General features: G+C 65.8%; 15 protein-coding genes. 11 read left to right on the forward strand and 4 right to left on the reverse strand.

What is annotated here, in order from left to right:
* Window positions 1-109: 109 nt before the first annotated feature.
* The 5 genes from HZF05_RS09560 to HZF05_RS09580 all read left to right on the forward strand — a co-directional run bounded on the left by HZF05_RS09560 (window position 110) and on the right by HZF05_RS09580 (window position 6,609).
* Window positions 110-868 (forward strand): ImuA family protein, encoded by a 759-nt coding sequence (locus tag HZF05_RS09560; protein ID WP_246331849.1) that lies wholly within the window; start codon window positions 110-112, stop codon window positions 866-868.
* Entirely contained in the window at window positions 786-2,582 is a 1,797-nt protein-coding gene (locus tag HZF05_RS09565; RefSeq protein WP_160365838.1) for a Y-family DNA polymerase, read from the forward strand. Before HZF05_RS09560 ends, HZF05_RS09565 begins: the two co-directional genes overlap by 83 nt.
* Window positions 2,579-5,839, forward strand: a complete 3,261-nt coding sequence (locus tag HZF05_RS09570; protein ID WP_160366151.1) for an error-prone DNA polymerase — start codon at window positions 2,579-2,581, stop codon at window positions 5,837-5,839. Before HZF05_RS09565 ends, HZF05_RS09570 begins: the two co-directional genes overlap by 4 nt.
* The gene (locus tag HZF05_RS09575; protein WP_160365839.1) at window positions 5,836-6,150 is read left to right on the forward strand and encodes a hypothetical protein; all 315 of its coding nucleotides are present in this window, start codon (window positions 5,836-5,838) and stop codon (window positions 6,148-6,150) included. Before HZF05_RS09570 ends, HZF05_RS09575 begins: the two co-directional genes overlap by 4 nt.
* Window positions 6,151-6,372: 222 nt before the next feature.
* Window positions 6,373-6,609, forward strand: a complete 237-nt coding sequence (locus HZF05_RS09580) for a hypothetical protein (protein WP_160365840.1) — start codon at window positions 6,373-6,375, stop codon at window positions 6,607-6,609.
* Between the two features lie 281 nt (window positions 6,610-6,890).
* Here HZF05_RS09580 and HZF05_RS09585 read toward each other — a convergent pair whose 3' ends face one another.
* From HZF05_RS09585 to HZF05_RS09600, 4 genes are all read right to left on the reverse strand, one after another.
* Window positions 6,891-7,475 carry a DUF1989 domain-containing protein gene (locus HZF05_RS09585; protein WP_160366152.1) on the reverse strand — a complete coding sequence of 195 codons (585 nt, stop codon included), beginning with the start codon at window positions 7,473-7,475 and terminating at the stop codon, window positions 6,891-6,893.
* Window positions 7,475-8,182 (reverse strand): guanitoxin biosynthesis heme-dependent pre-guanitoxin N-hydroxylase GntA, encoded by a 708-nt coding sequence (gntA, locus tag HZF05_RS09590; RefSeq protein WP_160365841.1) that lies wholly within the window; start codon window positions 8,180-8,182, stop codon window positions 7,475-7,477. Before gntA ends, HZF05_RS09585 begins: the two co-directional genes overlap by 1 nt.
* A 570-nt stretch (window positions 8,183-8,752) precedes the next feature.
* Entirely contained in the window at window positions 8,753-9,274 is a 522-nt protein-coding gene (locus tag HZF05_RS09595) for a DUF4142 domain-containing protein (protein ID WP_160365842.1), read from the reverse strand.
* A complete protein-coding gene (locus HZF05_RS09600) occupies window positions 9,271-10,263 on the reverse strand; it encodes an SDR family oxidoreductase (protein ID WP_160365843.1) in 993 nt (330 codons plus the stop codon). Before HZF05_RS09600 ends, HZF05_RS09595 begins: the two co-directional genes overlap by 4 nt.
* 239 nt (window positions 10,264-10,502) lie before the next feature.
* On the opposite strand from HZF05_RS09600, the gene HZF05_RS09605 reads away from it, so the two are divergent.
* From HZF05_RS09605 to HZF05_RS09630, 6 genes are all read left to right on the forward strand, one after another.
* Window positions 10,503-11,087: an SRPBCC family protein gene (locus tag HZF05_RS09605; RefSeq protein ID WP_160365844.1), complete on the forward strand. Its 585-nt coding sequence runs from the start codon at window positions 10,503-10,505 to the stop codon at window positions 11,085-11,087.
* Window positions 11,087-12,277: a zinc-dependent alcohol dehydrogenase gene (locus HZF05_RS09610; RefSeq protein ID WP_160365845.1), complete on the forward strand. Its 1,191-nt coding sequence runs from the start codon at window positions 11,087-11,089 to the stop codon at window positions 12,275-12,277. Before HZF05_RS09605 ends, HZF05_RS09610 begins: the two co-directional genes overlap by 1 nt.
* Before the next feature lie 10 nt (window positions 12,278-12,287).
* Complete coding sequence (locus HZF05_RS09615) at window positions 12,288-13,079, forward strand: SDR family NAD(P)-dependent oxidoreductase (RefSeq protein WP_160365846.1); 792 nt, start codon at window positions 12,288-12,290, stop codon at window positions 13,077-13,079.
* A gap of 87 nt (window positions 13,080-13,166) precedes the next feature.
* Window positions 13,167-13,514: a DUF2934 domain-containing protein gene (locus HZF05_RS09620; protein WP_160365847.1), complete on the forward strand. Its 348-nt coding sequence runs from the start codon at window positions 13,167-13,169 to the stop codon at window positions 13,512-13,514.
* Between the two features lie 26 nt (window positions 13,515-13,540).
* Window positions 13,541-13,864 carry a hypothetical protein gene (locus tag HZF05_RS09625; RefSeq protein ID WP_160365848.1) on the forward strand — a complete coding sequence of 108 codons (324 nt, stop codon included), beginning with the start codon at window positions 13,541-13,543 and terminating at the stop codon, window positions 13,862-13,864.
* A 36-nt stretch (window positions 13,865-13,900) separates the two neighbouring features.
* On the forward strand, window positions 13,901-14,563 hold the full coding sequence (locus tag HZF05_RS09630; protein ID WP_160365849.1) for an HAD family hydrolase: 663 nt from the start codon (window positions 13,901-13,903) through the stop codon (window positions 14,561-14,563).
* Window positions 14,564-14,585 lie beyond the last annotated feature (22 nt).

Here is a 14,585-nt window from a genome sequence, read left to right on the forward strand (position 1 = left end):
TCCCGGAAAAAATCGACGATCCTTCAGCTCATCGCCTTCGACCAGACGGGCCATTGACGGCACAAGAGAGTCGATGGAACATAAAGCGAACATCTGAGTCGAATCAACCATGCTGACCGCCACGCCCCCTCAAGAGCAGATCGCCTGTCTGCACGTCCAGCTCGCCGCCACGCAGGTGAGCGGGGGGCCGTCGCTGGCGTTCGGGATCGACCGGATCGACGACCGGCTCGCCGATCACGGCCTGGACGGCCACGCGCTTCACGAGGTCGCCGCAGCAAGCCCGGCGCTGAGCGACGACGCAGCCGCGACCTTATTTCTGGCGGGGCTTGCGGCGCGTTTCGCCGCGGCGGCGGGAACCGTCCTGTGGGCGGTGACCCGCTTCGATCTCTACGCGCCGGGGCTCGACCAGGCTGGCCTCTCGCCCGACCACCTCCTGTTCAGCGAAGCACGTGAGGACAATGAGGTTCTGGCGCTGGCCGAGGATGGACTGCGCAGCGGCACGCTCGGCGCCGTCGTCGCCGAGGTGGGCAGGATCAGCATGACGGCGACCCGCCGGCTGCAGCTGGCGGCGGCCGAAGGGCGGACACCGATGCTGCTGTTCCGGCGCTGGCGCCGTCGCGCACTTTGTCCCTTGAGCGAGCCGTCCTCGGCGACCACGCGCTGGCGCATCCGCAGCGTCGCATCCCAACCGCTCGGCCATGCCGGTATCGGTCGTCCGCGCTGGGAGGTGGAACTCGTCCGCCAGCGCAACGGCAATCCTTTCTCTCTTACCCTCGAGGCTTGCGATGACACGGGTCGCCTCGCTCTACCTGCCCCAGCTCGCCATCGAGCGGCTGGCGCGGATCGAGCGGCCGCACGCGCTGCCTGAGGCGCCCGTCTCATCTCTCCTGCCGGTCGATGACGATCCCGGTGCCTGCTCGGTGCCGCGGGGCGGTGGCTGGCGGCCGGGCGCGCGCTGGGCGGGTGAAGATCACGCCAAGGCGAGGGGGGGCGCCATGCAGGCGTCGTCGCTGCCGCGCCATCAGCAGCCCAGCATGCGCGAGCTCGGCCGACGATTCGAGGCCGCGCCGCCGCCTTTCCGAGGGACGCGGAGCGCGGAGGCCGGAGAGGGGCCTGCGCACGCCGTGACGGCGGCGTGGACGTGGGCGCGCCCGAGGATCCTGGTCGAGACGGTGGGCCAGCGCGAGATCGTGACGGCGGCCTGCCCGTCAGCGCGCGAGCTTGGGCTTGGCCCCGGCATGGTGGCAGCGCAGGCCCGCGCGCTGGTGCCCGGGCTTGACGTGCATCCTGCACAGCCCGAGCTCGATCGCGCTTTGCTCGACCGGCTGGCGCTCCACGCGGTGCGCGCATGGACGCCGACCGCTCAGGTGTCCGACTCTCAGGCCTTGTGGCTCGATCTCACCGGGACGACGCATCTGTTCGGTGGAGAGGAGGACTTCTGCCGGCGCCTGATCGGCTTTTGCAGACGGCTCGGCCTTACCGCGCGCGTCGCGATCGCGGGCACGGCGGGGGCGGCCCATGCGCTGGCACGCTTTGCGACACGGCCGGTCGTGATCGTGCCGCCGGGCGGCGAAGTCGCCGCGATCGCCCCGTTGCCGCTGGCCGCCTTGCGCCTCTCGCCCGAAGCGCTGCGGGCCGCTGCGCGCTTCGGCCTCGACAGTGTCGGCGACCTTCTCCCGATGCCGCGCGGCCCGCTTGCGCGCCGCCTCGGTATGGCGACGATCACGCGCCTCGACCAGGCGATCGGGCGGGCGGCGGAGCCGATCACCGGCGTCGTGCCGTTCGAGGCGCCGGTTGCCGAGCGGCGCCTGCTCGAACCGATCGGGACGGCGGACAGCATCGCGCTCGTGATCGGCGATCTGGTCGGTGATCTCATCGAGGCGCTGCGCGCCCGTGGTCTCGGCGCGCGCGCACTCGACCTGATGCTCCAGCGGGTCGACGGCACCGAGCAGCACGTGATCTTCGGCACGGCGCGCGCGACGCGCGATGCGCGCCATCTGATCCGGCTGCTTGGGCTTCGGGTCGATACGGTCGATCCGGGGCTCGGCATCGAGGTCATGCGGCTTACGGCGACGCGCGCCGATGCGCTCGACGCGGTCCCGCTCGCGGCGACCTTCGGCGGCGACGGGAAGCCGGATGACCTGGCGCCTCTGATCGACCAGCTCTCCGCCCGCATCGGCTCGGCCGCCCTGTTCAAGGTGGCGCCCGTCGAGAGCGATGTGCCCGAGCGCGCGGTCGCGCGTGTCGGGCCGCTGGAGAGCCCGACGGGATGGAGCCGATGGCGCCGTCCGGCCCGCCTGCTGCGCCGGCCAGAATTGCTCCACAACGTCGTCGCTCTGCTGCCCGACGCGGCACCCCGCCGCTTCTCGTGGCGCGGCAAGGCCCATGTCATCGTCGCCGGCGACGGGCCGGAACGGGTCTTCGGCGAATGGTGGCGACGCGACGGCGAGGTCTGGGCGGTCCGCGATTACTACCAGATCGAGGACGCGGACGGCGGGCGCTACTGGATTTTCCGGCGGGGCGACGGCGTCGACGGCACGACCGGCGATCTGAGCTGGCACCTTCACGGGGTGTTCGGCTGATGGCCTATGTCGAGCTCGCCGTGACCAGCCATTTCAGCTTCCTGCGAGGCGCATCGTCGCCCGAGGAATTGTTCGCGGCAGCCGCGCTGCAGGGACACGGTGCACTGGCGGTCACTGACCTCGGCACGGTCGGCGGCATGGTGCGGGCCTGGGAAGCGCAGAAGGCGACCGGTGTCCGGTTGATCCCCGGCGCGCGCGTCGTCCTCGACGATAGCCGCAACCTGCTTCTCTATCCACAGGACCGCGCCGCCTGGTCGCGGCTGACGCGCTTGCTGTCGATCGGCAAGAAACGCGCGGGCAAGGGCGGCTGCTGTCTCTCCTGGACGGATGTAGCCGACCATGCCGAGGGGCTGGTCGCGATCCTCGTGCCCGACGAGCTTTCTGATCTGTCCGGGCCGTTGCGCGACCTCGATGCGGTCTTTCACGATCGGGCCTATTGCGCGCTCGCCTTCCGCCGGCGTCCGGGCGACATCGACCGCCTGCACGCAATCGGATGGATCGCGGCCGAGGCGGGCGTCGCGACCGTCGCGATCGGCGACATCCTTTATCATAGCCCCGAAGCGCGCCTTCTCCAGGACGTCGTCACCGCCATCCGCGAGAAGACCACGATCGACGGGCTGGGTTTCCGCCGCGAACGCTTTGCCGATCGGCATCTGAAGCCACCCTCGGAGATGGAACGGCGCTTCGCGGCCTTTCCGCAGGCGATCGCCGCGAGCGCTGCGATTGCCGCGCGATGCCGGTTCGACCTTGGCGAGCTGAGCTACCAATATCCACATGAAGAGGTGATCGAGGGCCTGACCGCGCAGGAAGCGCTGGCGAAGCTCGCCGGCGAGGCGGTCGAGCACATGTTCCCGGACGGTGTGCCGGACGCCTATCGCAACCAGATCGCGCACGAACTGCGCCTCATCGGCGAGCTTGGCTACGCGCCGTATTTCCTGACCGTTCATGCGATCGTCGCGGAGAGCCGCAGGCGGGGCATCCTCTGCCAGGGTCGCGGCTCGGCGGCGAACAGCTGCGTGTGCTTCGTGCTCGGCGTGACCTCGATCGACCCGATCAGGCACGAGCTCCTGTTCGAGCGGTTCGTCTCGGGCGAGCGGCGCGAGCCGCCCGACATCGACGTCGATTTCGAGCATGAGCGCCGCGAGGAGATCATCCAGTGGATTTACGACCATTATGGCCGTGACCGCTCCGCGCTGACCGCCGTCATCACCCGTTATCGCGCGCGCGGCGCGGTCGCCGATGTCGGCAAGGCGCTCGGCCTGCCGCGCGATCTCACCAAGGCGCTCGCCGGGCTCGTCTGGGGCTGGTCGGAAGATGGCGTCGGGCAGAAGGAGGTCGAGCAGCTCAATCTCAACCTGTCGGACCGCCGGTTGCGCCTGACGCTTGAGCTCGCGCGCAAGCTCATCGGCGTGCCGCGTCACGCATCGCAGCATCCCGGCGGCTTCGTGCTGACCCAGGCCCGGCTCGACGATCTCGTGCCGATCGAGCCCGCGCGCATGGCCGATCGTCAGATCATAGAGTGGGACAAGGACGATATCGACGCGCTCAAGTTCATGAAGGTCGACGTGCTGGGCCTCGGCATCCTCGGCTGCATGAACCGCGCCTTCAACATGCTCGACGAGGTGAAGGGCGTACGGATCGGCATGGCCGATCTCCAGGACGACGATCCTCAGGTCTATGCGATGATCCAGAAGGCCGACACGCTCGGTACCTTCCAGATCGAGAGCCGCGCGCAGATGTCGATGCTGCCGCGCATGAAGCCAAGGCGCTTCTACGATCTGGTCATCCAGGTCGCGATCGTGCGACCAGGCCCCATACAAGGCGACATGGTCCACCCCTATCTGCGGCGGCGCGAGGGGCTGGAGGCACCGGAATATCCCAAGCCCGAACTGCGCGCCGTGCTCGAAAAGACCCTGGGCGTGCCCCTCTTCCAGGAACAGGCGATGAAGGTCGCGATCGTCGGCGCAGGCTTCACGCCGGCCGAGGCCGACCAGCTCCGCCGCGCCATGGCGACATTCAAGATGACCGGCGGGGTCAGCCACTTCTACGACAAGCTGGTCGAGGGCATGGTGTCACGCGGCTATCCCCGCGATTTCGCGGAACGGACGTTCAAGCAGATCGAGGGTTTCGGGTCCTATGGCTTTCCCGAAAGCCATGCGGCGAGCTTCGCCAAGATCGCCTACGCCAGCTCCTGGATGAAGCACCATCATCCCGACATCTATTGCGCGTCGCTGTTGAACGCGCAGCCGATGGGTTTCTATGCACCCGACCAGATCGTTCGCGATGCGCGCAACCACGGCGTCGAGGTCCGCCCGGTCTGCATCAACGCCAGTCGCTGGGATTGCACGCTCGAGCCTGCAAATGGTCGCTTTCATGCCGTACGGCTCGGCTTCCGGCAGGTGGTCGGGCTCGCCAATATCCATGGCGGCGCGATCGCTGCGGCGCGGGGCGAGGCGCCTTATGTCTCGGTCGAGGATGTCTGGCGGCGCGCCGGCACGCCGCGCGCCGCGATCGAGCGGCTGGCCGAGGCCGACGCCTTCCACGCGCTCGCGCATGACCGGCGCCAGGGGCTGTGGAAGGTGAGGGGGCTCGGCGAAGTACCGCTGCCGCTGTTCGCGGCCGCCGACCGGCGCGAGGAGAGCTTCAGCCCGGAAGGCTGCGAGCCCCTGGTCGCGCTGAGGCCGATGACCGGCGGGCGCGAGGTGGTCGAGGATTATCGGTCGACCCAGCTGTCGCTGCGCGCCCAGCCCATCGCCTTCTTGCGCGACGAACTGGCGCGGCGCGGCATCCGCAGATGTGCTGACCTCGCCGACATCCGCGACGGACGCCATGTCGAGGTCGCCGGCATCATCCTCGTTCGCCAGAAGCCCGGCTCGGCCAAAGGCGTGCTCTTCATCACCATCGAGGACGAGACCGGCATCGCCAACGGCATCCTCTGGCCCGACCGCTTCGAGGCGCAGCGCCGCACGGTGATGACCGCGGCGATGATCGGGATGCGGGGGCGCGTGCAGAAGGAGGGCGAGGTCATCCACGTCATCTGCGACCGCATCATGGACTATACCGAGCTGTTGGGGTCGGTCGGGCACATGGACTTCCCGCACCGAACCGGACGGGGCGATGGCGCGAAGGCCAGCATTGGTCCCGATCCGCGCGACCCGACCTGGAAGCCCGCCGCCAAGGACGGATATTACCCGCCCTTCGACGGGGGCGCCGATCCGGAAAGCGTGGTGAGGGTCAAGACGCGTGACTTTCGATGAGCACGTCCCTCTCGCGCCACCAGCGCATTGTCGTCGATCTGTCGATCCGCATCCTGCGCGCCGCGATGGTGAAGTCGAGCCACGCGCGGGTCGACACGATCGAGGTGCGCCTCGCGCTGCGCTGCCTGCTCGGCCATTGCCCCGATCGCTGGCCGCTCGAACTCTATTGGGACGCGGCGAGCGGCACCAACGATATCGGGCGGGCGCAAGGCTGCACCGCCGCCTTCAACGGCATCGTTCGCCAGCTTCGTCTGGCCGGCGTTCACGCCGACGCGACGGCGGAGGCTGTTCCGCCGCCGCGAACGAGCTAGATTGCGAGCATCATGTTGCGCCTTCACACCGTCCAGGCTGACATCGCCGACGTCGCCCGGCATTTCGATGCTAAGGTGTCGCTGCATAACGCGGCCGCACCATGAACCGGACGGCCACGCGCTCGTTGATCCGCTGAGCCGATGGAAGACGATATCCGTCTCGGATCCTACCGCGGTCACGTTAAGTGGACCAACAGGGCACGGGAGTGAGAGGAGCGAGACATGTGGAAGACGATGCTGGCGCTTTCGGCGCTGGGTGGCTTCGGTCCGGAGGCACTCGCCCAAGGGGCCCCGCCCGTGGCCATGGATCATCAGAAGGTCGCCGTCCAAACGACGACGCACAACGATGGCAAGCAACATAAACAGGTAACGCACTACACGCATCGAACGATCGTGAAGACGCCGCATGGTACGTTGGTGCACACGAAAACGACCACGACCACGACTAATCCACAATGAAGCCTTGGGCGCTGACGGAGATGCCGGCGACCGACTTCGCGCGCCTAACGGGCGCACCTTACGCCATCACGATGTGAGCGCCGACAAAGTAAGGGGTGGTCGCTGTTGCCGCTGAGGCGCGATCGTGCACTTCGCGAACCAGGCAATGTTCGAACTCGATCTGGGGTCTGTAGGCCTAAAGCGGCGCCGAAGTCTCCTTCGTGCCCGCCCCTTGATGTGATCATGGATGCGGTGGCGGAAATCTCACTGACATCGATCAGCGCCGGCCGCCTTCGGTCGGTTCAATCGATCCGGTAGTCGATCGGTTTGAAGCTGCCGCCGTTGGAGGCATAGGCCGAGCAGGCGGTGAGGCCAATGATCAGGTCCATCTCGGCCCTAAATGCTATATGGTCGCCGGGCTTGCTCAGCGGCGGTTCGACCCTAAGCTTTCCCGTAGCATCGTCGACCGGCACGTTCATGAAGCAGTTGAAGGCGACCGGGATGCGGTCGGACCCGATGCCATAAGGCTTCAGTGCCTCGGCCAAATTGCCGAAACATCCTCGATGCACCGGCTTGTCTGGATAGAAATGAAGGAAGGTATCCGTCGAGCAGGGGGTCAGCAGGAAGTCGTGGCAGCCGACCGTGTCCTCGATGATCGTCAGCATCTTTCTGGACCGATTGGAAAAGAGTGCGTTGCCGGTCGTAAGGCGGATGCTTTCCGCATAGTCGATCGTGCGGCCCGACGAGATGACCTCGTCGACATCGTCGGCGCTAAACGCCAGCAGGTCCGCGACCTGCGCGCCTTCGGGATCGATAACGGTGAGCGTCGCGCCCGCCGGCACACGGAACGCCGTGCCGCTCCTGGGCGGGATCCTCTCCACGTCTATCACGCATCGTCTCCCGAATAGCTGAAGGGGCACCGCCAACCGTCCTCAACGCTTCGGCCACTATATTGGCGCGCCTCGCTCGCCTCGCCGTGGCGGGCGAGCATCGGGTTGCGTGATCCCGCGAGAGCCTCGTCGCGCGTCATAATCTTCTCCCGCATCCCCTCGTATTTTCCCATCTCGCGCAGGCGCTCGAACTGGTCATGCAGGTTGAACACCATCGTGGGTCTGTCGAAACGGCGGGCTGGACGGCTCGCATGCGGATGGAGACCGACGACGAAGAAGGCCTCGCCGCCGAAGCTGAGCGAAAAGTGCGGACTGTCGGGATTGGAGCTCACGCGGTCGTCGTAGGACTGGCCACGCCATACATCCTTGTCGGACAGCGACTGGACACGTTCCCACAAGGCAGTTTCGAACGCCTTTTCGGACAGGTCCTCGGGCCCTTCGAAGACCATCGCAAGGCTTCGGAAGAGGCCAGGATCGTCGCGATAGGCCTGTGCGAAGCGCAGGAGTTCATCATGGATGCGCACGTCGTCCCAAGCGCTGGTGACGTCACGACAGCCGATGACGTCGAGCGTGCCCTTCGCCAGCGCCGACTTGGCGCCGACGCACGGAAACGCCGGATCGGTGACGTAGGTCTTGAGCGCCTTTTCAAGCGCATCCTGCGTGGCTGGACGCCATGGAAAGAGCGGCTTTCGATATTGGACCATGCTCAGAAAGACGGTTCGACTGCACGACCGTTCCGGTCGGACAGTGATTACTAACTTCGATCAGCACGATTCCCGTCGCTTGGACAATAGCGGTTTAGCTTCCTTCGACACACTGCTGCGGGCAGGCCGTGCGGCAGCGATCAGGCCGCTCCCGATCGGCTCCGCGGCGTCCAGGGGGCATCGCGATTGCGATGCCGTAAGGACCGTCTAGGAGCACGATACCGTCTTTGGTTCCGGCGATTCCGCCGTCTTCGAATCGGCCAGATGCCCAAAATGTTCGTCACCTATCCGCGAATTTCTTCTTGATCGGCTCCGATGCGCGGACCGCAGCAATGGGCTTCAGGTAGAGTTGGGTCGGATCGAACTGACCGATCTGGTTGAGTTGACTGCGATCCTGGATTTCAAGGCGTGAAGGACCGGAGAACGCAATGCTTGCCTTCCCGAAGTGATCAGCACCCTCTCGACGTGAATGCTGGTGAGACCCGTGATATCGGAAAGAACGGTCTGGGTGATGGACAAGTCGTATGGCCACCGTTCCGTTTTGCAAGAAGATCCAAGCCGCCCATGGAATTATTGAGGCGTGTTTTCGTCTGTGCCGGGCTGCTCGAGCATCACGAGGTGGGACGAGACGATCGGAACCATCGCAGCCGCAACCTGCCTGATGATGGGGTCGTTGCCCGACCTGGCATAGCCCTGCATTACCGCCAAGGCGGCGTGATGGGCGAGCATCTGCTGCTTCCGGTAGGTCCGGTCGAAGTCCGGACCGCGCTGGCTCTGGAGCGCTGCCAGGAACATCGACTGGTCACCGCTGAGACCCGGCTTCGGCTGGTCGAGACCGGCCTTCGCCACCGCCTGCCTGAGGGCCGCGCTGGTCTGCTGATGCGCCTGGATCATCGCCTGCGCAAAGCTCCGTGTCTCCTGATCTTGGCTCTGCGCAAGTGCAGTGGTCGCCTCCATGATCTCGAACGTGTCCGTCTGGGCGGCCGCCTGGACGAAGTCACGCGTCTGACGCGAACCTTGTTGCTGGGCGATCCCGGCCGTCGAGAGAATGGCTGCTGCGACAATCGTGGCCGCCGGTGCAAGTCTCCTCATGGCTGGCCCTGTCCACCGCCAGCGCCGTAGATGTTGCCGGTCGTGTAGCTTCCATCGTCCTCGGCGAGGCGGACGAAGACCCCTGCGAGTTCTGCCGGCTGGCCGGGCCTGCCGAGCGCGGCGGTCGCACCGAACGTCACGAGCTTGCCCTGGGACGCGCCGCCGGAGACCTGCAACGGTGTCCAGATCGGGCCCGGCGCGACGCCGTTGACGCGAATGCCCTTGGGGCCGAGCTGCTTCGCGAGGCTCTTCACGTAGTTCATCGTCGCCGCCTTTGTCTGGGCGTAGACGTAGAGGTCGGGGTCGGGATTGTAGGCCTGTTCGGACGTCGTGCCGATGATCGCCGACCCGGGCCCCAGGTGGGGAAGGGCGGCGCGGATGATCCAGAAGGGCGCGTAGATGTTGGTCTTCATCGTCCGGTCGAACTCGTCGTCGCTGACGTCGAGGATCGAGGGGATGGACTGCTGTCGCGCGGCATTGCACACGACGATGTCGAGTCCACCGAGCGCGCTGACGGCCTGCTCGACAAGCTGCCGGCAGAAATCGGGGCTGCGGATGTCGCCCGGTATCGACACGCCCTTGCGACCCGCCTGCCGGATGAGGTCGATCACCTCGCGGGCGTCCGGCGCCTCTTCGGGCAGGTGGTTGATGACGACGTCGGCACCCTCGCGCGCGAAGGCGATCGCGGCGCCGCGGCCCATGCCGCTGTCGCCGCCCGTAATCAACGCCTTGCGACCCGTCAGGCGACCGGAGCCGATGTAGCTGGTCTCACCGTGATCAGGCCGTGGGTCCATCTGGCCTGCAAGACCGGGCCAGGGCTGTGACTGCGGCTTGAAGGGCGGCTTGGGATATTTGGTTGTCGGGTCCTGCTTGCCGCCGCGCGGGCGGTTCTCCGCAACCGCTCTCGCCGCCGCAGGAGCCGAGACGGCCGCCGCCGCTGCTCCAAGTGTCGCAACCGTCATCGCCTGTCGGCGCGTCGTGCTGTCCATAGCCACCTCTGCCCGAGATCTGAGCGCGTCCGCATTGACGTCGCTGTCCACCCTTCACCGAACACATTTGGAAGCGGGCCGTTCCCGGAAGGCTTTGCCCACTAACCCAGATTAAGATCTTGTTTTTCCGTACTAAGTTTTGCGCGCTCGCACGAAGTTAGGCCGTGTCGAACGGAGGTGGCGACCGGAACGCTCTGTTGCCGTCGGCCGTTAGAGAGGTTCGATTTCCGGAGGACAACATGAACGAGAGCCGCTCCGCGGTGCGCGATGACGCGCCTGCGACGACCGCCAAGTCGCGTCCCGACGACCCTGCTACCGAAGCGCTGATCGATGCCGGAGGAGCCCATGTCGTCGGCCGCGCGGTCACGATCAACAAGTCGGCGGCCGAGCTTTACAGATACTTTCGCGATTTCACGAAGCTCGCGACGTTCATGGAGAATGTCGAACGCGTCGATGTCCTCGATGACCTGCGTTCGCATTGGGTGGTCATGGCGCCGGCTGGCAGGACGGTCGAATGGGACGCGCGGATTACCGAGGAGCGTGAAGGGGAGCTGATCTCCTGGGCATCCGAGGATGGTGCCGATGTGGCCAATGCGGGACGGATCGAGTTCCGGGACGCTGGGGCACGCGGGACAGTGGTCACCGCGACGATTGCCTACGACCCGCCGGCCGGCACGATCGGCAAGCTGGTCGCCAAGCTCTTCCAGCGCGAGCCGGCGATCCAGGCGCGGCGCGATCTGCGACGCTTCAAGCAGCTGATGGAGACCGGCGAGATCGCGACCGCAGCCCGCACCAAGAAGCAGTATGACGAGGAGAAGGCCTGATGCGCGCGCTCACCTGGCACGGCAAGCACGACGTCCGCGTCGATACGGTCGACGACCCCGAGATCCTCAATCCGCGTGATGCGATTATCAAGATCACCTCGACCGCGATCTGCGGTTCCGACCTCCATCTCTACGACGGCTATATCCCGACCATGCAGAAGGGCGATATCCTCGGCCACGAGTTCATGGGAGAGGTGGTCGAGACTGGACCGAAATCGACCTTGAAGAAGGGCCAGCGGGTCGTGGTGCCGTTCACGATCGCCTGCGGCAGCTGCTACCATTGCGGCAAGCACCAATATTCGGCCTGCGACAACGGGCTTCCCGCCGACAACCAGGACATCGCCCAGGAGTTGTACGGCCAGCCGATGTCCGGCCTGTTCGGTTACAGCCACATGACCGGCGGCTATGCCGGCGGCCAGGCCGAATATGTCCGTGTGCCATTCAGCGACGTCGGTCCGATCGTCATCCCCGACGGGATCGAGGACGACAAGGTGCTGTTCCTGTCCGACATCCTGCCCACCGGGTGGATGGCGGCGGAGAATGCCCAGATCGAGCCCGGCGACATCGTCGCGGTCTGGGGGGCGGGACCGGTCGGTCTGTTCGCGGTCCAATCGGCTTTCCTGATGGGTGCCGACCGTGTGATCTGCATAGACCACTTCCCGCACCGGCTTGAGCTGGCGAAGAAGTTCGGCGCCGAGACGATCAACTTCGAGGAGAGCGCCACCTATGAGGCGCTGATGGAGATGACCGGCGGCATCGGCCCCGACGCGGTGATCGACGCGGTCGGCCTCGAAGCGCACGGCTTCTTCGTCGACAACGTGATCGACCAGATCAAGAAGTCGACCTTCCTCGGCACCGATCGCATCCATTCGGTCCGCCAGGCGATCCTCGCCTGCCGCAAGGGCGGGCGCATGTCGATGCCGGCCGTCTATGGCGGCATCGTCGACAAGTTCCCGCTCGGCGCGTTCATGGAGAAGGGGCTGACGCTCAAGACCGGTCAGACCCACGTCCAGCATTACATGCCGGCTCTGCTTGACGCGATCGTCGAGGGGAAGATCGACACCACCTTCCTGATCTCGCACCGACTGCCGCTCGAGCAGGCGCCGGACGGCTACAAGATGTTCCACGACAACCAGAACGAAGTGACCAAGGTCGTGCTGAAGCCCGGTCTTGCGATTGCCGCCGAATAGGAGAGATTTTGTGGCTGACAAGTTTGCGATCGTCACCGGCGCCTCTACGGGCATCGGCTTCGAGCTCGCCCATCTCGCGGCTTCGGATGGCTACGACGTGCTGATCGTGGCGGACGAACCGCTCATCAATAGCGCCGGTGCCGACATTCAGCAGCATGGTGTAGAGGTCCGTTCGATCGAGATCGATCTGTCGACATTCGACGGCGTGGATAAGCTGATCGCTGCGACCAATGGGCGTCCGGTCAATGTGCTGTGCGCCAATGCCGGGCACGGCCTCGGCCACGGTTTTCTGGATCAGTCACCGGCGGACTGGCGGCACGTGATCGACACCAACATCGTCGGGACGGTGTACCTGGTCCAGGAGGTGGTGAAGCAGATGGTGGCGCGAGGCGACGGCAAGGTGATGCTGACGGGCTCGATCGCCGGCTTCATGCCGGGCACCTATCAGGCGGTCTACAACGGCACCAAGGCCTTCGTCGACAGCTTCGCCGATGCCCTGCGGGCCGAGCTGGAGAATGAGGGGCACAGCAATGTCACCATCACGAATCTGATGCCCGGCGCCACCGACACCGAATTCTTCGATCGGGCGGGAATGGGCGACACTAGCGTCGGCCAGGCCAAGAAGGACGACCCGGCCAAGGTCGCCAAGGACGGCTGGACCCACATGATGAAGGGCGGCGGCGACATCGTCTCGGGATGGAAGAACAAGCTCCAGGCGGCGGCAGCGCATGTCCTGCCGCACGGTGCCACCGCCGCCCTCCACAAGGGCATGGCCGAACCCGGCGGACAGGGAGGCGAATGATCCGACTTCCTTATCGAGCGGTACTCCCATGACCTACCGACCCGGCAGTTAGACGACGGCGCACCTTCACTATTCCAGGAGAGCGACATGACCGACGACCGTGAGCACCAGATCAGGGAACGGGCGCATGCGAAGTGGGAGAAGGAAGGTCGCCCGGAGGGCCGCGCTCTCGACCACTGGCTGAACGCCGAGTCCGAAACGGAAGGCCGGAGAGGGCGGTCGTCATCGATTGCCCACCCCGACGACGTCGACGATGCGGCAGGCCCGAGCCACGGGAACAAGGATTTCGGGGGCCATGATGCCGAGGCCGAAGGATCGGCGGAGTCCGGCGTTGGTGGTCAGCACTTCGAACCTGGTGCCAGTCCGAAGCAGGCCCCATCGGACAAGCCAGAGGTCGGTGAAGAGCGCGTGTCGACCGGTCAGCCAAAGCGCTGAGGAAGACCGATCGGAGGAGAATAACGATGTCGCAGACTGCAGCGGGCGCCACCATTGTGGCGACGTTTTCGACGAGGCGTCAGGCTGACCTTGCCGTTGAGCAACTCGTGCAGAATCTGGGGATCCAACGCACCAATGTGTTTGTCACCGCCGAAGGTGAGGAAAACAGTTCGGGCCGCGAGGCAGGAGGCGCTGACGCCGAGAGTGGTCATCCCGGTGTAGATACCGGCGGCGCGCCGTCGCTCGCCGGTGCCATCAGCGTCGCGGTGGATCTCCCATACGAAGCCGACGTCGCGAGGGTGCGCTCCGCGCTCGAGCAGCATGGCGGCGGGGACATCGCCACCGAATGATCCAAGGCTTTCTGCAGCTCCAAGGGAAAGGCCGATATGGCGACCCGTGCAGTACTCTTCGACATCGACGGCACGCTCGTCGACAGCAATGAGCAGCATGTGAATGCCTGGGCGTTCGCGTTCAGGGAGGAAGGGCGCCCACAGGAATTGGACGACATCCGCGCCCAGATCGGGAAGGGTGGCGACCTGCTGATCCCGGCGCTGATACCCGATGCGTCCGACGCGCTGCGCGAACGCCTTTCGAAGCGGCATGGCAAGCATTTCCACGGCTCTTATCTCACCGGCATCCGAGCCTTCGCCTGCGCTGCCGAACTGGTCGAGCGGACGCATCGGAGCGGCAGGAAGGTCGTTCTGGCCTCGTCCGCGAAGAAGGACGAGCTCGATCATTATGTCGAGCTGCTCGGAGTAGCGGACTGTCTCGCAGCCAGGACGAGCATCGACGACGTCGAGACCTCGAAGCCGGAACCCGACATCTTCGGCGTCGCGCTGCAGAAGGTCGGCGTCGAGCCAGGCGATGCGATCGTGGTGGGCGACACCATCTACGACATCGAGGCGGCGACCCGCGCCGGCATCGCCGCCATCGGTCTCACGACCGGCCCCTTCGACGAAGGCCAGCTGAAAGATGCCGGCGCGATCGCGGTTTATTCGGATGTCGGCGAACTGCTTGCCGAGTTCGACCGTTCTCCCCTCGCGGATTGAACGATCGGCGCAGCTGATCGTC

This window comes from Sphingomonas chungangi, assembly GCF_013778325.1.
Lineage (GTDB): Bacteria > Pseudomonadota > Alphaproteobacteria > Sphingomonadales > Sphingomonadaceae > Solisphingomonas > Solisphingomonas chungangi.